The organism is Enterococcus sp. DIV0175 (assembly GCF_050529075.1).
Taxonomy (GTDB): Bacteria; Bacillota; Bacilli; order Lactobacillales; family Enterococcaceae; genus Enterococcus_B; species Enterococcus_B thailandicus.
In genome coordinates this window covers 214487-232385 of record NZ_CP172880.1, presented here as the reverse complement: position 1 = coordinate 232385, position 17899 = coordinate 214487, and the positions used below count along the sequence as shown (strand labels likewise).

General features: G+C 36.8%; 21 protein-coding genes and 1 other annotated feature. Of the genes, 7 read left to right on the top strand and 14 right to left on the bottom strand.

What is annotated here, in order from left to right; genetic code table 11:
• Positions 1 to 3: 3 nt before the first annotated feature.
• Entirely contained in the window at positions 4 to 447 is a 444-nt protein-coding gene (locus IGJ76_RS01200) for an acyl-CoA thioesterase (RefSeq protein WP_270346190.1), read from the top strand.
• A 73-nt stretch (positions 448 to 520) separates the two neighbouring features.
• A complete protein-coding gene (locus tag IGJ76_RS01195) occupies positions 521 to 688 on the top strand; it encodes a hypothetical protein (RefSeq protein WP_172843716.1) in 168 nt (55 codons plus the stop codon).
• A 163-nt stretch (positions 689 to 851) separates the two neighbouring features.
• Here the strand turns inward: IGJ76_RS01195 and IGJ76_RS01190 are convergent, their stop codons facing one another.
• From IGJ76_RS01190 to infC, 10 genes are all read right to left on the bottom strand, one after another.
• The gene (locus IGJ76_RS01190; protein ID WP_075491903.1) at positions 852 to 1274 is read right to left on the bottom strand and encodes a PTS sugar transporter subunit IIA; all 423 of its coding nucleotides are present in this window, start codon (positions 1272 to 1274) and stop codon (positions 852 to 854) included.
• Between the two features lie 21 nt (positions 1275 to 1295).
• Positions 1296 to 3221 carry an alginate lyase family protein gene (locus tag IGJ76_RS01185; RefSeq protein ID WP_075491905.1) on the bottom strand — a complete coding sequence of 642 codons (1926 nt, stop codon included), beginning with the start codon at positions 3219 to 3221 and terminating at the stop codon, positions 1296 to 1298.
• Between the two features lie 143 nt (positions 3222 to 3364).
• On the bottom strand, positions 3365 to 4180 hold the full coding sequence (locus IGJ76_RS01180) for a PTS system mannose/fructose/sorbose family transporter subunit IID (RefSeq protein ID WP_071868546.1): 816 nt from the start codon (positions 4178 to 4180) through the stop codon (positions 3365 to 3367).
• Complete coding sequence (locus tag IGJ76_RS01175) at positions 4170 to 4985, bottom strand: PTS mannose/fructose/sorbose/N-acetylgalactosamine transporter subunit IIC (protein WP_067483285.1); 816 nt, start codon at positions 4983 to 4985, stop codon at positions 4170 to 4172. The genes IGJ76_RS01180 and IGJ76_RS01175 overlap by 11 nt, the downstream gene beginning before the upstream one ends.
• 19 nt (positions 4986 to 5004) lie before the next feature.
• The gene (locus IGJ76_RS01170; RefSeq protein WP_067483287.1) at positions 5005 to 5508 is read right to left on the bottom strand and encodes a PTS sugar transporter subunit IIB; all 504 of its coding nucleotides are present in this window, start codon (positions 5506 to 5508) and stop codon (positions 5005 to 5007) included.
• Positions 5509 to 5530: 22 nt separating this feature from the next.
• Positions 5531 to 6718 (bottom strand): glycoside hydrolase family 88 protein, encoded by a 1188-nt coding sequence (locus tag IGJ76_RS01165; RefSeq protein ID WP_075491907.1) that lies wholly within the window; start codon positions 6716 to 6718, stop codon positions 5531 to 5533.
• Positions 6719 to 6912: 194 nt separating this feature from the next.
• Positions 6913 to 7650 (bottom strand): GntR family transcriptional regulator, encoded by a 738-nt coding sequence (locus IGJ76_RS01160; RefSeq protein ID WP_430596680.1) that lies wholly within the window; start codon positions 7648 to 7650, stop codon positions 6913 to 6915.
• Between the two features lie 266 nt (positions 7651 to 7916).
• Positions 7917 to 8276, bottom strand: a complete 360-nt coding sequence (gene rplT / locus IGJ76_RS01155; protein ID WP_067483295.1) for a 50S ribosomal protein L20 — start codon at positions 8274 to 8276, stop codon at positions 7917 to 7919.
• A 57-nt stretch (positions 8277 to 8333) separates the two neighbouring features.
• A complete protein-coding gene (gene rpmI, locus IGJ76_RS01150) occupies positions 8334 to 8534 on the bottom strand; it encodes a 50S ribosomal protein L35 (RefSeq protein WP_067483297.1) in 201 nt (66 codons plus the stop codon).
• A 71-nt stretch (positions 8535 to 8605) separates the two neighbouring features.
• The gene (infC, locus tag IGJ76_RS01145; protein WP_067483298.1) at positions 8606 to 9130 is read right to left on the bottom strand and encodes a translation initiation factor IF-3; all 525 of its coding nucleotides are present in this window, start codon (positions 9128 to 9130) and stop codon (positions 8606 to 8608) included.
• A gap of 43 nt (positions 9131 to 9173) precedes the next feature.
• Positions 9174 to 9300, bottom strand: a sequence feature (ribosomal protein L20 leader region).
• Positions 9301 to 9441: 141 nt separating this feature from the next.
• Between infC and IGJ76_RS01140 the strand changes: the two genes are divergently transcribed.
• Positions 9442 to 10074: a pentapeptide repeat-containing protein gene (locus IGJ76_RS01140; protein WP_067483301.1), complete on the top strand. Its 633-nt coding sequence runs from the start codon at positions 9442 to 9444 to the stop codon at positions 10072 to 10074.
• Position 10075: 1 nt separating this feature from the next.
• Here IGJ76_RS01140 and IGJ76_RS01135 read toward each other — a convergent pair whose 3' ends face one another.
• Together IGJ76_RS01135 and IGJ76_RS01130 are read right to left on the bottom strand one after the other, a co-directional pair.
• Positions 10076 to 10981 carry a magnesium transporter CorA family protein gene (locus tag IGJ76_RS01135; RefSeq protein ID WP_075491333.1) on the bottom strand — a complete coding sequence of 302 codons (906 nt, stop codon included), beginning with the start codon at positions 10979 to 10981 and terminating at the stop codon, positions 10076 to 10078.
• Between the two features lie 89 nt (positions 10982 to 11070).
• Positions 11071 to 11730 (bottom strand): deoxynucleoside kinase, encoded by a 660-nt coding sequence (locus IGJ76_RS01130; RefSeq protein ID WP_172843715.1) that lies wholly within the window; start codon positions 11728 to 11730, stop codon positions 11071 to 11073.
• A 329-nt stretch (positions 11731 to 12059) separates the two neighbouring features.
• On the opposite strand from IGJ76_RS01130, the gene mvk reads away from it, so the two are divergent.
• Genes mvk through fni form a run of 4 tightly spaced genes read left to right on the top strand, consistent with a single transcriptional unit; the run spans position 12060 to position 16118 of the window.
• Entirely contained in the window at positions 12060 to 13010 is a 951-nt protein-coding gene (gene mvk / locus IGJ76_RS01125; RefSeq protein WP_086270548.1) for a mevalonate kinase, read from the top strand.
• Positions 13003 to 13980 carry a diphosphomevalonate decarboxylase gene (mvaD, locus tag IGJ76_RS01120; RefSeq protein WP_086270547.1) on the top strand — a complete coding sequence of 326 codons (978 nt, stop codon included), beginning with the start codon at positions 13003 to 13005 and terminating at the stop codon, positions 13978 to 13980. Before mvk ends, mvaD begins: the two co-directional genes overlap by 8 nt.
• Before the next feature lie 12 nt (positions 13981 to 13992).
• Positions 13993 to 15078, top strand: coding sequence for a phosphomevalonate kinase (locus IGJ76_RS01115; protein ID WP_067483309.1), 1086 nt, complete (start codon positions 13993 to 13995; stop codon positions 15076 to 15078).
• Entirely contained in the window at positions 15075 to 16118 is a 1044-nt protein-coding gene (fni, locus tag IGJ76_RS01110; protein WP_086270546.1) for a type 2 isopentenyl-diphosphate Delta-isomerase, read from the top strand. Before IGJ76_RS01115 ends, fni begins: the two co-directional genes overlap by 4 nt.
• A 104-nt stretch (positions 16119 to 16222) precedes the next feature.
• On the opposite strand, the gene IGJ76_RS01105 is transcribed toward fni, so the two are convergent.
• Positions 16223 to 17026 (bottom strand): gluconate 5-dehydrogenase, encoded by an 804-nt coding sequence (locus IGJ76_RS01105; RefSeq protein ID WP_067483314.1) that lies wholly within the window; start codon positions 17024 to 17026, stop codon positions 16223 to 16225.
• Positions 17027 to 17048: 22 nt separating this feature from the next.
• The gene (kduI, locus tag IGJ76_RS01100; RefSeq protein ID WP_067483315.1) at positions 17049 to 17891 is read right to left on the bottom strand and encodes a 5-dehydro-4-deoxy-D-glucuronate isomerase; all 843 of its coding nucleotides are present in this window, start codon (positions 17889 to 17891) and stop codon (positions 17049 to 17051) included.
• Between the last annotated feature and the right edge of the window lie 8 nt (positions 17892 to 17899).

Below are 17899 nucleotides of genomic sequence, written 5' to 3'. Positions count from 1 at the left end.
ATTATGGAAAAATTTACAGGATATCTGCGCACACCTTTTTATTATGAAACGGATCAAATGGGGATCATTCATCACAGCAATTATATTCGCTGGTTTGAAGAAGCACGTGTCGCACTACTTGATCATCTTGATTTTAGTTACCAAAAAATTGAAGAAACAGGGATTATTATTCCAGTTCTTGAAGTCAATTGCCAATACAAAGAAATGATTCGCTATGGTGAGTCAGTCATTATTTATCCAACAATTGAAAAATATACGGGGACACGTTTAGATTTTAGTTATCAAATTTATGGTGCTGAGGATCAAAAACTACGCACGATTGGCAGCAGTAAACATTGTTTCCTCTCCGCGGAAAATCAGCGTTTATTAAAGCTTAGCCGATTTTATTCAGAGTTGGATGCACTATTTAAAAACTATGCACAATTGGTCAACGCGAAAGAAAAATAAAAAAGGACCAAGCATTTTTCTTGTTTTACGGCGTCAAGTTCGTATAATTATAAGAAAAAAGCAGGTGATGAGCATGTACGTTGTTAAAGTATTACATGGTTATATCGACAAAACTGGCTGCCGCACTCGTGAAAAGAATCCTGACAATCTACTCGTTTTTAAAGACAAAAAGAAGTCTGAAACTTTCGCCAAACAAATCGGTGGTCGTGTGAAGCTTTTACAAGAAATGCGACCTGACTAAAGAAATACTTAAATCTGTCCATCAAGCAACACTCCCAGCTACTGGATGTTGCTTTTTTCTCACTTATAAAAAGCAAAGAGCCCGCTCAATGAGCAGGCTTTTTTATTTATCAAAACAAACTCCACCAGGTTGTTTATTAAAAATCAATTTCCCATAAACAACACTAGATTCCTGCTTCAGAAATTTCTTCTACTAAGGTATCCTTGTTCTGACTAAACAATGTGATATTCTCTTTACCCGACTGCAACACTAACTGGCACAATTCAGCTGGTTCTTTAACCAATTTTCTTAACAGACTTGCTTCAAGTAACATCCCTAAATTCGTGCCACTCAATACAAAAACCTGATTTTTTGAAATGGCTAATTCTACACAGGTTTTAAACGGTGTTCCTCCTAATAAATCGGTAAAACAGATGACGCTATCATTTGTCTGTAATTCTGAATCAATTTTTGTACGATAAGCCTCAAGTTGTTCTTCTGCCTTGAAAGGAACTATTACTACATCATCAAGTGTTCCCGCAATCATCGTAAGTGCACTTTTCAATCCAATTGAAAAGTCATCATGTCCGGTTACTAAAAATTTCATATGCTGCCCCCTGTGTTTCTTCTATTTTATTCTCGTTGTTCGCTCATTCTGGTCAATCAGAATAATTTGGCCATAAAAGAATTGGTTGAACTCACTAACTAGCAGTTTATTTCCGCAAACAATATCCTCTTGCAACATAAACAGATCAAACTTCTCCTTTTGATTTTTCAATCTTAAGCCAATTGCTTGATCAAATTTTTTCGTTTCACCAACCTGTTTGACTTCTATTGGAGAAACTTCGACGTCTGTGGTGCTGATTACAGTTACCCAAGTGGTAGCTGTTTCTTGACACTGAATTTTATTTTCGATTCGTTGATGTGTAGTGAGTTGATTATATATTTCTGAACTTTCAGCAATTCCTTGCATCGTTTGTCCTTCAGTAAAATGAATCTTGTACTGTTGGGCGTTCATTTTTAAATGAAATTGATTGTTAATTTTTTGAGAAGTAACTTTCGGCGATAAATTATAGCTAGAAGTTATCTCAGTATTTTCTTGACCAGAAAAGTTATCCAAAATGATTAAAGAATTTATTTCTTTCAAATATAAAAAACGTCGTTCAAATATTGTCCATCCTTGCTTATTCCATGAAGACCAAGCACATTCAGCAAAAAAACCTTCTGAAATTTCTCGGATTTTATGAAATAACGGCTTTGGTAGTCTATCATATCCCCATGTATCCTTAATTATGGTATGTGGCTCTTTAGCAATAAATAATGTATTGTGGGCAGCCATTTCCTTTAATTGAATCCTCTTTTTGTTGTTTACATAAGTATAACGACCACTGTCAATAATCATGTCTTGTCCATGTAATTGTAAGGTAAAGCTTCCTACAGATGCATGGCCGTGTCCACTACCATGCAGACCGTTAAAGAGCGTAAAATAAATGTCTTGGTCTTTATACACCATCATTCCACTATCTTGACCAGCAAAAATAGGAGGCATTTTTGTCGCTACTGATGGAGAACTAGTATACAAGCTTCCTGTCCAAAGTACTGCCAGATTTGAATCCCTTTTGTCCTTTTTTAAGAAGCCTAAACTTTGATAAATAGCGTAAACGTAGTGAAAATCCACATGATCGCTATCATTTAAGGGAAGAAGCATCTCTTGATTATCAGCTAGATAATAGGTGGCTTGAATAGGCTGAGTTAATTTTTCCCTTAAATTTATAGGGAGTGGTTGTTCAAGATACTCTGAAATTTGTAATAAATAGGCATACATTATGATAACTTCATGTTGATAGAGTGGGCTTTGCTCCCAGTGCACCCCATCATCATAAAATTGTAAATCTAGTTGTTCTACTAATCGCTTCCAAATTAACGTTCTTTGTTCCTCTGTTACTAAATCGGGGAAAAACAAATCTACCGCAGCCATACCGCCGATTGCTAGAACACCCCAATTACTCAGACGATATTTATCAATATAACTATTCTCTAAAAATACCAAATGATCTTGAATTGATTTCTGTAACATTCTCTCGATTTTTGTATTTTTCAGGTGTGCAACAGGCAAATAAGTTAGGCTCTTCATCCAGTTAGTTAAACGTAGCCCAGTATCTAGTGGACGCCAACTATTTTCATTCGCTGGATTAGCTCTTTCACAGCTCGTGATGAAATCCAACAGTAGCGTTGTCCACTTTTCTATGAAATGCTTCTCTTTTGTTAATAGATAACCTTGCGCTAAATCTACCATAAACCCATGTCTACTCAACATAAATAGCCATTCTGGATCTTCTTCTGGGAACTTATTCCAACCAAAGTCCTTCAATGAGTAAGGCGTCGAGCATGCTTCCATGTCCATCGCATCTGTGTAAACAATTTGATCTTTCATTAAAAAATCCACTCGATCAAAAAGTGGCTCTAAAAATTTTTCCTGTTGCTCAACATAATTTGAAACCCAATCATCTTTAAAAAATTTCTGTTGGTATATCTCAATTCTTTGAAAGTCCACTATCTTCTCCTTTTTAACTTTAACCACCTAAACATAAATAATTTTTATAGCTAATCACTTGAAGAACTTATGGCGAAAGAAAAACAATATTTTCTAAAATAAAAGGAAACTTCTCGCCTTTTCCTTAAGAAACTTCAATTTATCTATGCCAAAATACCAAATACAGATGCCAAGATACCAATTGCAAATAACAGTATTAATAGCTGATACGTGTTCCATTTTTTCTTTTTAATCAGATAAAATACAAGGATAGTAAGTAGAACAGCTAACATATTGGGCATAATTTTATCCAAGATGTCTTGAATAGCAATTACTTGTTTTTCTCCTGACTCCACTTTACTAGCATACTGAATAGCAATATTAGCTTTTACAAAAGATGTAGCTAAACCCGAAATTACTGTTACCCCCACAATATTTGCCGCAGCAGAGATTTTTCCAATTCGGTCACTTAATGTTTCGATAACACTAGTGCCTAATTTGAATCCCAGATACCCCATGAGGATTTTAATTGCTAACATTGTTACAACCATTGAGAACCAGAAGCCCATTGGAGCAAAACCTAGGCCGTCTAAGGCTAAGCCCGCAAATAACGTTGAGAATAAGGGCGCAATCCCAAACTGAGCAATAGAATCTCCAATTCCTGACATCGGGCCCATGAGCGCCATTTTAATACTACGCGTATCTGAAATACTTTGATCATTATCATACATTGCTAACTGCATACTAGTAATAAATGGCACCATTTGAGGATTTGTATTATAAAATTCTAAATTTGCAGTGGCCGTTTCTTTTAACTTTTCTGGATCATCTTTATAGATTTTCTTTAACGCAGGCATAATTGTATTTAAATAACTCACACCTTGATAAGAGGTATAGTTGAACGCATTTTGTAAAAAGTATGACCGAAGAGCAGTCGTCATATAATCTTTTTGTGTCAATTTAAGTTTTTTAGATTCCATTACTGAAGTCCTCCTCTTCATCCAACAAAGTTTGATTATTCGCTACTAAGCTTTTTTCCCCAACAGGTGTCTTATCTTTCCCATAATACTGAATCAGTGCAAAAACTGCACCGACCATCGCGACTGCCATTGTGGGTAACTCAAGATACGCTACACAGACATAGCCTAACAACACATACGGAATCAAACTCTTTTCTAACATAACCGACATAATCATTGCAAAACCAATCGCTGGGATAAGTCCGCCAGCTACTGAGAAGCCATTAATCAGCCATTCGGGTAGCGCTTCCACAAATGCTTGTAATCCAGGTCGGCTTAATGCTGCAAGTATCCCAATGAGAAAACCTGCTAAAGCAAAAGCAATGTAGGTTGAGTGAGCGATAAGCGTGAATTTTTTAAATTGTCCACTTTCAATAGCATTTTTAGACCACTTAGCACTTCCTGAAAAGAATGTATATAATGCAGTCGTCACTAATTGAAATAAAACGGCAAATGGAAATGACAATGCCAACGCAGACTCAGCGGTTACGCCTTGATCTTTCAACGTGATTGCCATAATCGTTCCAACAATTCCCGGACCAACTGGATTTGGCGGAACTGTTCCACCCGCACCTACGCCAAATCCCATATAAGCTAGCTCAGCTAGTGCCCCAAATTTCAAAGCAGTCGGAATATCACCTAAAACAACGCCAACAAAAAAGGACATGACCAATGCTCGGTTCGTATAGATTCCCAATAATTGCCCAGAATAGCAAAACGCAGTAATTAATCCTATAAGTATTCCTTGTACTAATGTAATCTCCATTTTTTATTTCCTCTCTAAATTAACTGTTTTTAATTTTTTCCATTAATGTATCTAAATGCTGAGAGCCATCATTAGACATCGGCGAAGTTTTGGTAGTAAACGTCACATGGTGTTCATTCTTCAATTTTCTCAAGTCGTTTTTATCTTCTTCACCCAAATAGATAAATTGAGAAATTTTTTCTTTTCCTTCAGCAGCATGAATATTGCCAATATTTAATTGTTCCATTGGAAAACCCAACTCACAAAGTTTTAGTGCATCATGGAGATTTTCGACAACTACAAAAATCGTTTGATGAGGCGCTGCTTTCCAGATCACTTCAGCAGTACGTGCAATGGTCCAAAAGCGGACATTGATATCTTGAGGTAAGACTGTTTTCATTAACATTTGTTGTACGTTATCTTCAGCTGCCTTATCATTCGCGCAAATAACTAAATTAACTCCTAAACTTTTAATCCATAATTGCCCTTGTCCATGGATTAAACGCGCATCTACTCGTACCATTTTTACATTTGGTTTATCCATATTTTCCCCTCCTATTCTTGCTTTACCAATACATTTTCCAATCTTTTTTGAATCGAACTAAAGCCTCCAAGTAAAAATAATCTCCCCAAATATTCCCTTCATTTACTCCTTTGCCACTATGCCATGAATACACACCTTCATTCATTAAAGCTGTAATCCCTTCCGTTTTAGAATCTGTGTAATGTTCTATTAAACTTTTCAGCATTGAATGTTGCGCATACTTGTAAACTAATTTGGATTGATTTGCTTCGGGTAAAAACCTATCCATCAAATTCATTCCACAAATCGCAATGGCTGTTGCAGAAGTATCTCTAGGCTGATTGGATCCATCTGTAAAAATCAAATCCCAATAACTAACGAAATCTTTTGGTAGCCGATTTAAGAAATAATTTGTGACTGCTTCAAATAATTCAGTATTCTGTTCATTCGAACAATATGAACGAAAAAGTGCAATTCCATAAATTAACCAAGATTGTCCACGTGCCCAACTCGACGAATCTGAATAGCCTTGACGTGTTTTTCCATACAAAGGTAGTCCTTCTTTCGTATCAAAAAAGAACGTATGATAGGCAGAAGAATCTTCACGAATCGCGTGTTCAATGGTCGTATGATAGTGTCTGACTGCAACTTCACGATACTTTTTATCTTCAGTAACTTCTGTCGCCCAAAAAAGTAAGGGAATATTTAAAAGGCAGTCGACAATCAAGCGATAATTATCTTGTTTCCCTAGCTCTCCCCAAGCTTGAATAAATTGACCTTTTTCTTGGTAACGTGACAATAATTTTTCTGCCGCCTTTAAAGACACTTGCTTTGCTTGCTCATCACCTACAAGTTTGTAGGCACTCACACAAGATAGGCTATACAGGAAACCTAAATCATGATGATCAATTTCAATATCCTGATCCATTCGATGAATAAAACTTTGAACATTTTTTTCTGCAATTTTTTTAAAGTCTTCATCTTGCGTGACCTCATAGCAAAGCCAGAGAATACCTGTCCAAAAACCATTTGTCCATTCCGTATTAGCCATTGGCATATATGAATTATTTTTAGTCGCTGGTGTAGGATACTGGTCCTTCAATTGAAAAATATTTTTTTTAACTTTTTTCACCGCATCAGCTATCGCTTGATCAATCACTTCTTCCGAAAGTAACCCTTGACCAAAGTATCTCTCACTAGACAATAACTTTTCTTTCTTTTTTTCTTTCAAAAAAATCCCTCCATCACTTAACGTGTTAACCGGTGTAAAAATATCTTAGCTTATTTTTCATTTTTTGTAAACCCTTTCTTTTTTTGAAACTAAAAATAGTTTACGTATTTTATTTTTTGATACACAAAAAAGCACTGAAGAAGATTGTTAACTTCTCAGTGCTTGAGTCATTTAACTATTTTAAAAATAAAAAGTTATTCCCCAACAATTTCAATTTGATAAAAATCTGGATGAATAAAGCTTCGACTGTACTCAATCGGTACGCCATCCTTTCCTGAAATCAAACGTCTAATATCAAATAACGAATAGCTCTCCTCTTCACCAAAACGTTTCTCAATCAGTTTTAGTGGTTCAAGTTCTTCCATTCCTTCTCTTAATAAAATTGTTCGAACTTCCATCGACATCGGAAGATTCGACATGTGCCCAACCAGTCCAAGTTCTTCTGACAGGCTTGCGCCATTGACCCAGCGTTCCAAAGAATCTTTTGCTAATTTATCTCGGAAAAGATAACGGTTTTGTATTTTCCATGGACGACCATTAGTCAGTGCAATTTGGCTTATTTTCACTAACGATCTTTGCCCCGTTTTATCCCCTAATTGTTGTGCGATAAACTTGTCCTTCACTTGACCAAAATTCAAGGTGATTGTTTTTTCAACTGATTTTTTCTTAGCATCATTTGATAAAGAAAGCTGTTCAGAAAAAAAGACCTTTCTGTGTTTCAAATTTTTTCTAACAAAGGTTCCTTCTCCTTGGCGACGAATCAAGTAACCCTCATTTACCAAATCATTTAGTGCTTTTACAACCGTTGTGTTACTGACACTATAGATTTTTTTTAAATCACCTTCGGAGTAAATTTTTTCACCTGCACTAAATTCTCCTGATTCAATTTTCTTGATAATATCCTGTTTGATTGTTTCGTACTTGGATGTCATTTTATTCTCCCTTAACCTGTTAACCGTTTATTTACATAATAAATAATTTTTTGTTTTCTGTAAATAGATTGCTTGACTGTAAGAACATATCGACTGATACTTTCCCACAATTTTTACACAGCTTAACGGTTATGTAAAAATAACAATTCACATTAATTGGTAAAAAAATACAAAAAAAAATCAATTTAAGCAGTATCTGCCTAAATTGATTTTCAACTTAGTTATTTAACTAGAATTTCATCAATAAATCTTAACGAAAATCTGAATTATTTAGCTAAAGCGTCTTTTGCTTGGTCAGCTAATGCAGTAAAAGCTGCTGCATCGTTAACAGCAAGGTCAGCTAACATTTTACGGTTGATGTCGATTTCAGCCAATTTCAAACCGTGCATTAATTTTGAGTAGCTTAAGCCATTCATACGAGCTGCTGCGTTGATACGAGCAATCCATAATTTGCGGAAGTCGCGTTTCTTTTGACGACGATCGCGATATGCGTAGTTGTATGAATTCATTACTTGTTCTTTTGCTGTTTTAAATAAAGTGTGTTTTGAACCGTAGTAACCTTTTGCTAATTTTAGCATTTTTTTACGACGTTTACGAGTTACTGTTCCACCTTTAACACGTGCCATGTTTAATTCCTCCTAAAAATAAATCTTCTCATTGAAATTTTTCTAAATTTGCGTTGCTTATTTCATTTTTGCTAGTTGTTGACGGATACGTTTAAAATCGCCACTAGCAACCATACGTGCTTTACGCAATTGACGGCGTTGTTTTTTTGTTTTGCCGTGGAAACGGTGACTTGTAAACGCGCGGTAACGTTTCAATCCGCCTTTACCAGTACGTTTGAATCGTTTTGCTGATCCGCGGTGTGTTTTTTGTTTTGGCATGACTATATTTCCTCCTCAAAATCTTTCGTTATCCGACCATTGACTGTTCAACAATCAGTTAGTCATTCAAATTACTTACTGTCGTTTTTCGGTGCCAGCGTCAAGAACATGCTGCGTCCGTCCATTTTCGCTTTTTGTTCCACTGTTGCAATATCAGCAGTTTCTTCAGCTAAGCGATTTAAGACTTTTTGACCAATCTCTTTATGGGTAATGGCACGGCCTTTAAAACGGATAGAAGCTTTCACTTTATCGCCTTTTTCTAAGAACTTACGTGCATTACGAAGTTTTGTATTGAAGTCATTTACGTCAATTGTCGGACTTAAACGTACCTCTTTAACATTGATCACTTTTTGTTTTTTACGCGCTTCACGGTCTTTTTTCTGTTGTTCAAAACGGAATTTCCCGTAATCCATGATTCGCGCAACTGGTGGTTTCGCACCTGGGGCAACTAACACAAGATCCAAGTTTGCTTGTTCAGCAATCTGTAATGCTTCTGCTTTTGTTTTAACACCTAACTGCTCGCCTTCTGAACCGATCAATCGTAATTCTCGTGCACGAATGCCGTCGTTAACCATCATATCCTTTGCTATGGTCATTCACCTCCAAATATTATGAGAGAAAGAAAAGCTTACCGAATTTTCGGTAATAAAAAAACGAGTTCTTTTTATCAGAACCCGCGCATAATCCACCTAAAGAATCGGCGAAAACTATCTAGCCCAGCGACTATATCAACTAAGGCGAGAAGCGCGTGCTTCTGCTTTTATTTCTCAACTTCACTAGTTTATCAAATTTACTTGAACATGTCAACTCTTTATCTAAAATAAAGGACCTATTTTAAAAAGATATCCTAGCATTTTCTCTTTATTTTATTTATCTTTAAGATAAGAAAATAATTTGGAGGCAACCTATGAAAAAGAATGATCCTATTGCACCTATCTTATCTCACCTAGAGGAAGGCGACTTTTATTTAGAAGATGAAGAACTCTTTTCAAATCTTTTAGTCAAAGATAGCGACCAAAGTTATTTATCCGCAAAAAATTTGATTATAAGAGACAGCCACATTCAAAAATTAACCATGCAAAAAACTATTTTGGAAAGTTTTGAATGTAGCAATGTCATTTTCGACCACTGTGATTTTTCCAATTTAGAATGGATTGGTGCCAGTTTTCACCAAGTAACTTTTCAACAATGCAAGTTAACCGGAACAAATTTTGCGGAAGGCTATCTTCGTGATTGCTCATTCAATGAATGTTTAGCTTCGATGGCCTCTTTCAGCAACACGAATTTGAAAACTGTCCGCTTTTCTGACTGTCAACTAGAAGACACCGAATTTTATGAAGTTCGATGGAAAAACTTATCCCTGCTCAACAATCAGCTTACGGGATCTAATTGGTTCCGTACACCTCTAAAAGCATTGGATTTTAGAACAAATGACTTTACTAAAATTGCACTTTCTCTAGAAAATCTCTCTGGTTTATCAGTCGACCAAGAACAAGCTTTAGTCATCGCAGCTAGTTTGGGACTTATCATTGAAGAATAATTTATTTAATTCGGCGCCATAAAGCAATTAACATCCAAACGGATAAAATCAGACTGATGACCAGCGCAATTCCCCAACCAAACACAGAGTGAGTAAATGGTAACTGTAAGTTCATTCCAAAAAAACCAGTGACGATCGTCGGAACGGTCAACAATAATGACCAGACAGTTAAGAATTTCATCGTGTCATTTAGGTTGTTATTCAACAAGTTATTATAAGTTCCAGATAACTGGTCTAAAATTTGTGATGCCAGATTCGTCATCTCGACTGCCTGCTTGGCTTCAATCAATGCGTCATCCAATTGTTCCTTTTCGCCTTCAGACATTTTACGATAAATAGCTAAAGCTTTTATCTGCTCAATCAACACAGCATTTTGTTTTGTCCCTGTGACTAAATAAACTAGTCCGATTTCTAAGTCAGATAATTGCAATAAGTTTTGATTACTTGTTTTTTCTCGTAACTTTTGATTTAAGCGTTGTCGCTCGCTATTCACTTCTTCAACTAATGGGAAAAAGGAATCTGAAATCAAAAATAAAGTTTGAAATAGCAAGCTATAGACACTCATGTTAGGTGTGCGTTGTAGCAATGATTCCATGAGACGTACTACATAACCAGTATTTTCTGTAGTAAATGTAAAAATACCGTTCTCTTTCAAAATAAAGGCCATCGGTGTTGTTTCATAATGATTTTCACTTTTCCTTTGGTGAGGAACATTGTAGACAAGAAGCATTGCCTCATCAAGCACATCATATTCTACCCGTGCGCGTTCGTTTTTATCGAGAGAGTAAGTTAGCATCTCGTCGCTTAATTTATACTCTTCTTTTAAGTTTTTAACACCAATAACATTGTCACGTTGAATATTTAGCCAAAAATTTTGGTCAGAATTAAAAAAACGTTTATTACTCATTATTGACCTCCTCATAACACTTTCTCTTAACAGTATAAAGAAAAAAACTATTCAAACAAGGTAAAAGCCATTGCTTGAATAGTATTTATTTAATATACAAATTGTTCTTGACGGATTTCGGCTAATTTTTCTTTCACGATTCGGACCACTTCATCTTTTGCTTGTGGATCTTCGACAAAATTGTAGCGATCTCCATCAATTTGAATTTTAGGACTTTCATTGTAGTTTTCGTACCATTGATCATAACGACGATTCAATTCTTGATAATAATCATATAACGATGGGTCAAAAGATAATTGCTCATATGAACGACCACGTTTCTCGATTCGTTCCAACATTGTATCAAAAGAAACTCGAATATGAATCAGTAAATCAGGATTTTTTTTGTGGGCTGCATAAGGTAGCTCTTCCATCATATTTTCTAGTAATTCATCATAGACACGCACTTCTGTTTCTGTCGCTCTTCCTAAATCTGCATTCAAATGGAATAATAAAGAATCTTCATAGATTGAACGGTCCAAAACGTTGTTATCATCTTTCATTGCTTGTTTAATACTTGCAAAACGTTTATTTAAAAAATAAATTTGTAATAAAAAAGCATATTGCTCAGGGTTAGCATAAAACAAAGGTAACACTTCATTATCATCAATTGATTCATAAAAAGCCTGACTATTAAATTCTTCAGCTATCATTTCTGTTAAACTTGACTTTCCTGCACCAATTGTACCAGCTAAAACGATCACGCTCATTTACCTCCAACTCACTTCATTACTAAATATTGTATGTGTTTTTCAATCTTTCTAAATATACCCCCAATATCTAGTAGTGTCAAATGGAATTTATTGAACGCCCTTCGAAAAAAAACTCAAAAAAATTCTTAAGAAAACAGTGATTTTTTGACAGAAAACGCATTCTTGGTTTTACTTATTGAGCGGATTTAGTAAAATAGGGAGGAAATGATTTTTGGTTTGCTTTTTTTCACATCATCAAACCAAATTCTCGTTGAGTAGCGCAACTATTTAGGGCGCTTTATTTTTTGTCTAAAAGTTACTGTTATGTGAGGAAAAGGAGTTAAGTTATGGCAAACTATGGCCAAGGGGAATCAAGCGGAAAAATTATCTTGATGGGTGAACATGCCGTTGTATACGGCGAACCAGCAATTGCCTTTCCATTTTATGCAACGAAAGTCACTGCAAAATTTGAAACGTTAACTGAAGATGTTACCCAAGATCAATTGTTTTCAGCCTATTATGTAGGAAAGTTGATTCATGCACCACAAGCACTCAAAAATATCAAAGCTTTAGTCACACATTTAAAACAGGATCATGGTGTCAAGGAATCAGTCAGCCTCACCATTGAAAGTACCATTCCTGCTGAACGCGGAATGGGTTCTAGCGCTGCTGTTGCAGTAGCAATCACACGCGCCTTTTATGATTATCTTTCACTTTCACTAGCACATGAAACATTGTTAAGCTATGTTCAGATTTCTGAAAAAATTGCTCATGGCAACCCAAGTGGAATCGATGCTGCCGCTACAAGTAGTCATAACCCAATCTATTTTATCAAAGGGCAACCTTTCGAGTATTTCACAATCAACTTGGATGCTTTTTTGATTGTTGCTGATACTGGGATCAAAGGACAAACGCGGGAAGCTGTTAAAGACGTCGCTCATTTATTTGAAAAAGACTCACACAAGACTGGACAAAAAATTCAACAATTAGGACAACTCACACAAAAAGCAAAACAAGCAATCATCCAAAACAATCCCGAAAATTTAGCGCAAGTCATGAATCAGGCACAAGTTACATTAAGAGAATTAACAATCAGTAATCATTTTCTAGACCTATTGATTGAAACAGCGTTAGATGCTGGTGCTCTAGGAGCGAAATTAACTGGAGGCGGACGCGGTGGTTGTATGCTCGCTCTTGCCAAAACAAAAACAGAAGCCCAAGCGATTTGTACAGCTCTGGAAGATGCCGGTGCTGTAGCTACTTGGATTCAAGGATTAGGAGTACATACCCATGTTTAAAGGAAAAGCTCGTGCTTACACGAATATTGCACTCATCAAGTATTGGGGGAAAAAAGATGAGGAATTCATTTTACCAATGAATAATAGTTTATCTCTTACACTAGATGCTTTTTACACCGAAACAGAAGTCATCTTCTCTGATACTTTTACTAAGGATAAATTTTATTTGGATGGTGAGCAACAAGACGAAAAAGCAACGAAAAAAATCAGCACTTTTCTTGATCTTGTACGAGAAAAAGGCCAAACAACGCTCAATGCGCAAGTTATCAGTCAAAATTTTGTTCCTACAGCTGCTGGACTTGCTTCCTCCGCAAGTGGCTTAGCTGCATTAGCTGGTGCTTGTAATGAGGCACTTCAATTAGGCTTAGATAACGCAGGATTATCTCGATTAGCTCGTCGGGGCTCTGGTTCAGCGTGTCGTAGTATTTACGGCGGATTTGTGGAATGGGAAAAAGGGGTTGACGATTTTACCTCCTACGCAAAGCAAATCCCTTCCGATCATTTTGAAGATGATTTAGCCATGGTCTTTTTATTACTAAACGATCAGCAAAAAGACGTTTCTAGTCGTGATGGCATGCGTCGCACAGTTGAAACTTCAAGCTTTTATCAAGGCTGGCTTGACTCCCTAGATGCAGATTTAGCGCAGTTAAAGCAAGCCATTACTGACAAAAATTTTCAATCTTTAGGGGAAACAATGGAACGAAACGCATTAAAGATGCATGGCACTACACTAGCAGCGAACCCACCGTTTACTTACTGGTCTCCTGATAGTTTAAAAGCAATGCAAGCAGTCCGTGATTTGAGAAAGCAAGGCGTTCCGTGTTACTTTACAATGGATGCTGGACCAAATGTAAAAATTTTAGTCGAGAAAAAACATTTAGCTGCAGTTAAAACAGCTTGTAATCATTTATTTAGTGAAAAACAAGTAGTTTCAGCCCAAGCAGGTTCTGGAATTACGATTATCAAGTAAAGGGAGATTTTTATGATTGAAGTATCTGCACCAGGAAAGCTTTACATTGCTGGTGAATATGCAGTTGTAGAAACTGGGCACCCTGCCATCATCGTGGCGGTTGACCAATTTGTCACGGTAACAGTCGAAGCGGCTAGAAAAGTGGGAAGTATCCAGTCTGCACAATATAGTGAGATGCCGATTCGTTGGACTAGAAGAAATGGTGAATTAGTTTTAGATATTCGAGAAAATCCATTTCATTACATTCTGGCAGCAATTCGGTTAACTGAAAAATACGCACAAGAAAAAAATAGTTTGCTTTCTTTTTATGACTTGAAGGTAACCAGCGAGCTAGATAGTTCAAATGGCCGAAAATATGGTCTTGGTTCAAGCGGTGCTGTTACGGTCGCAACTGTTAAAGCATTAAATATTTTTTATGATTTGCACCTAAGCCAGTTAGAAATTTTCAAAATTGCTGCTTTAGCAAATCTAGCTGTTCAAGACAACGGTTCTTGCGGAGATATTGCCGCTAGTTGTTATGGTGGTTGGATTGCTTTTTCTACTTTTGATCATCGTTGGGTTCAGCAACAAGAAAAACAGCAGACAATTAGTGAGTTACTTGCAATGGATTGGCCAGGACTTTCGATTGAGCCCCTTGAGGCACCAAAAGATTTACGATTGCTTATTGGTTGGACAGGTAGTCCAGCTTCTACTTCTGATTTAGTTGACCAAGTCCATCGTTCACGAGAAGATAAAAAAACGGCTTACGAAACATTTCTTAGAAATAGTGAAAATTGTGTCAATCAAATGATTCAAGGATTCAAACAAGATGATGTGGCTCTGATTCAAAAACAAATTCGGCAAAATCGCCAATTGCTACGCAACCTATCTACCGTTACCGGTGTGGTCATCGAAACACCTGCGTTAAATGAATTGTGTAACTTAGCAGAAGAATATGAAGGAGCCGCTAAGTCTTCTGGTGCTGGCGGTGGTGATTGTGGAATCGTGATCGTGGATCAAAAATCCGGCATCTTACCTCTCATGAGTGCATGGGAAAATGCAGAAATCACACCACTTCCACTTCATGTTTATAGTTATCGCAGAAAGGATCAATCATGAATCGAAAAGACGAACATGTTTCATTAGCCAAGGCTTTTCACAATAAGCAAAAAAATGAATTTGACGCTGTTCACCTCATTCATAATGCGTTGCCCCAGCTAGCAACAACTGATGTCGACTTATCGACGACTGTTGCTGGCTTTACGTTGACCAGTCCGTTTTATATCAACGCTATCACTGGTGGCAGTGAAAAAACAAAAAAAATCAATCGTGACCTTGCAATTGTTGCACGCGAAACTGATTTGATGATTGCAACAGGTTCAGTGAGTGCTGCTTTGAAAGATTCCAGCTTAGCTGACAGTTATACCGTGATGCGTGAAGAATACCCTGAAGGAAAGATTCTTGCTAATATCGGTGCTGGAACTTCTGTTGAAAAAGCCCAAGAAGCTATTCAATTGTTCCATGCAGATGCTTTACAAATTCATCTCAACGCCCCACAAGAGTTAGTTATGCCTGAAGGTGACCGTGATTTTTCAAACTGGTTGGAATTGATTCAAGAAATCCAACAAACAATTGCTGTACCTTTAATCGTAAAAGAAGTCGGTTTTGGCATGACACGTGAAACAATTGAGCAACTTGCACAAATTGGCGTCAAAACAATTGATGTCAGTGGACGTGGTGGGACTAGCTTTACTCAGATTGAAAATGCGCGCCGAGAAAAGCGTGAATTAACTTATCTTGCTGATTGGGGACAATCAACCGTCACCTCATTACTCGAAGCACATGAAGCAAATGCCACTGTTGATATCCTTGCATCTGGTGGTATACGTTCTGCCTATGATATTTTCAAAGCTCTTTGCTTAGGGGCTCAAGCCGTTGGTACTTCTGGTACAGTTTTAACACATCTAATGAATCATGGCGTAGAAGAAACGATTTTATTGATTAAACAATGGCAAGAAGAACTACGTTTGCTCTATACTTTAGTTGGTGCTAGAACAACAAATGAGTTAAAATATCAATCACTTATTTTTTCTGGTGCTGTTAAAGATTGGTGTGAAGCCAGAGAAATATCCTTAGTAAAATATGGCAGACGAAAATAACTGTTGCTAAAAAAAGTGTCTGGGACATAATCATTTTGATTAATGTCCCAGACACTTTTTTGTTTAGATTGAAGGAAATACTCTTTTATCTCATGACTATTTTCCTATGGTTGCTTTCCAATGTATGCCAAAATACCGCCATCAACATACAGGATGTGTCCATTAACAAAATCTGAAGCACCTGAAGCAAGGAAAATTGCTGGTCCAGCTAAATCACTTGGTTCACCCCAACGCGCAGCTGGCGTTCTTCCTACGATAAATTGATCGAACGGATGGCGTTCACCATTTTCTTGTTGCTCTCTCAGAGGTGCTGTTTGTGGCGTCGCAATATATCCAGGGCCAATGCCATTACATTGAATGTTGTATTGTCCATACTCAGAAGCAATGTTCTTTGTTAGCATCTTCAAGCCGCCTTTTGCAGCAGCATAGGCACTAACTGTTTCACGACCTAACTCACTCATCATCGAACAAATATTGATAATTTTTCCGCCACCCTTTTCAATCATATCTGGGATAACGGCCTTTGCTACGATAAATGGTGCATTCAAGTCAACATCAATGACTTGACGGAAATCAGCAGCACTCATTTCGATCATTGGTGTCCGTTTGATGATTCCGGCATTGTTCACCAAAATATCTACCGAGCCAACCTCTTCTTTGATTTGCTTAGTCATCGCTTGAACAGCTTCTTCATCCGTCACATCACAAACATATCCTTTTGCTTCAATACCAGCTTCTTGATAGTGTTTGATTCCTTCATCGACAGATTCTTGCGTCAAATTATTAAAAACGATTGTTGCGCCTGCAGATGCTAATGAACGGGCAATTTCAAAACCAATCCCATAAACTGCACCTGTAACAAGTGCAACTTTTCCATCTAATCGAAAATTATCCATTGTAAAATCCATAATGATTCTCCTTTATATTGGTTTATTTTAATTGATCCATTTGAACCATATCCATGTCCGTATAAGTGATATTTTCGCCACACATTGCCCAAATAAATGAATAATTACTTGTACCAACACCTGAATGGATTGACCAACTTGGTGAAATGATTGCTTGTTCATTCGCAACCACTAAATGTTTTGTTTCATCTGGTTTACCCATCATATGGAATACACGCGTGTCTTCATTTGCATAATCAAAATAAACATAAGCTTCCATTCGACGTTCATGCGTATGACAAGGCATGGTATTCCAAGCACTACCTGGCTCTAAAATTGTATAACCCATTTGAAGTTGACAACTTTCGCAAACATTTGGGTGAATGTACTGATAAATTTTTCGTTCATTCAAGGTAACACCTTCACCAGTTTCCATTGGCTTGATTTGGTCGATACTAATTTTTACATTTGGATATTTATGGTGGGCTGGTGCGCTACTCAAATAAAATTTTGCTGGGTTTTCAGCATCTTCTGAAGAAAAAATCACTTCTTTCGTTTCTTTCCCAATATAGTAGCCATCTTGTTTTTGCATTGGTTCTTTTTGTCCATCAATTTCAATAAAACCTGGACCACCAATATTGATGACACCTAGTTCACGACGTTCTAAGAAATAGTCAACGCCGAGTTCTTTATCTAATTTGACTTCTAAAGTAGTTGTTGTAGGCGTCACTCCGCCAAAGATCATGCGATCGTTGTGGGTATAAGTTAAACGAATTTCTCCAGGAACAAATACTTTTTCAACTAAAAATTCATTTCTTAATTGTTCAGTTGAATAATGACGGATATCTTCCGGACTATGTGTATAACGTGTTTTCATTTCTTGCATAATAAATA

What these genes read in the sequence shown, in the direction of transcription:
- IGJ76_RS01160 (WP_430596680.1), bottom strand. Translation starts at nt 7,650, where the DNA reads ATGACATCCAAGTACGAAACAATCAAACAGGATATTATCAAGAAAATT.
- IGJ76_RS01105 (WP_067483314.1), bottom strand. Translation starts at nt 17,026, where the DNA reads ATGGATTTTACAATGGATAATTTTCGATTAGATGGAAAAGTTGCACTT.
- fni (WP_086270546.1), top strand. Translation starts at nt 15,075, where the DNA reads ATGAATCGAAAAGACGAACATGTTTCATTAGCCAAGGCTTTTCACAAT.
- IGJ76_RS01200 (WP_270346190.1), top strand. Translation starts at nt 4, where the DNA reads ATGGAAAAATTTACAGGATATCTGCGCACACCTTTTTATTATGAAACG.
- IGJ76_RS01115 (WP_067483309.1), top strand. Translation starts at nt 13,993, where the DNA reads ATGATTGAAGTATCTGCACCAGGAAAGCTTTACATTGCTGGTGAATAT.
- kduI (WP_067483315.1), bottom strand. Translation starts at nt 17,891, where the DNA reads ATGCAAGAAATGAAAACACGTTATACACATAGTCCGGAAGATATCCGT.
- IGJ76_RS01195 (WP_172843716.1), top strand. Translation starts at nt 521, where the DNA reads ATGTACGTTGTTAAAGTATTACATGGTTATATCGACAAAACTGGCTGC.
- rplT (WP_067483295.1), bottom strand. Translation starts at nt 8,276, where the DNA reads ATGGCACGTGTTAAAGGTGGAACAGTAACTCGTAAACGTCGTAAAAAA.
- IGJ76_RS01190 (WP_075491903.1), bottom strand. Translation starts at nt 1,274, where the DNA reads ATGAAATTTTTAGTAACCGGACATGATGACTTTTCAATTGGATTGAAA.
- IGJ76_RS01180 (WP_071868546.1), bottom strand. Translation starts at nt 4,180, where the DNA reads ATGGAATCTAAAAAACTTAAATTGACACAAAAAGATTATATGACGACT.
- IGJ76_RS01175 (WP_067483285.1), bottom strand. Translation starts at nt 4,985, where the DNA reads ATGGAGATTACATTAGTACAAGGAATACTTATAGGATTAATTACTGCG.
- IGJ76_RS01130 (WP_172843715.1), bottom strand. Translation starts at nt 11,730, where the DNA reads ATGAGCGTGATCGTTTTAGCTGGTACAATTGGTGCAGGAAAGTCAAGT.
- infC (WP_067483298.1), bottom strand. Translation starts at nt 9,130, where the DNA reads ATGACCATAGCAAAGGATATGATGGTTAACGACGGCATTCGTGCACGA.
- IGJ76_RS01140 (WP_067483301.1), top strand. Translation starts at nt 9,442, where the DNA reads ATGAAAAAGAATGATCCTATTGCACCTATCTTATCTCACCTAGAGGAA.
- mvaD (WP_086270547.1), top strand. Translation starts at nt 13,003, where the DNA reads ATGTTTAAAGGAAAAGCTCGTGCTTACACGAATATTGCACTCATCAAG.
- rpmI (WP_067483297.1), bottom strand. Translation starts at nt 8,534, where the DNA reads ATGCCAAAACAAAAAACACACCGCGGATCAGCAAAACGATTCAAACGT.
- mvk (WP_086270548.1), top strand. Translation starts at nt 12,060, where the DNA reads ATGGCAAACTATGGCCAAGGGGAATCAAGCGGAAAAATTATCTTGATG.
- IGJ76_RS01170 (WP_067483287.1), bottom strand. Translation starts at nt 5,508, where the DNA reads ATGGATAAACCAAATGTAAAAATGGTACGAGTAGATGCGCGTTTAATC.
- IGJ76_RS01135 (WP_075491333.1), bottom strand. Translation starts at nt 10,981, where the DNA reads ATGAGTAATAAACGTTTTTTTAATTCTGACCAAAATTTTTGGCTAAAT.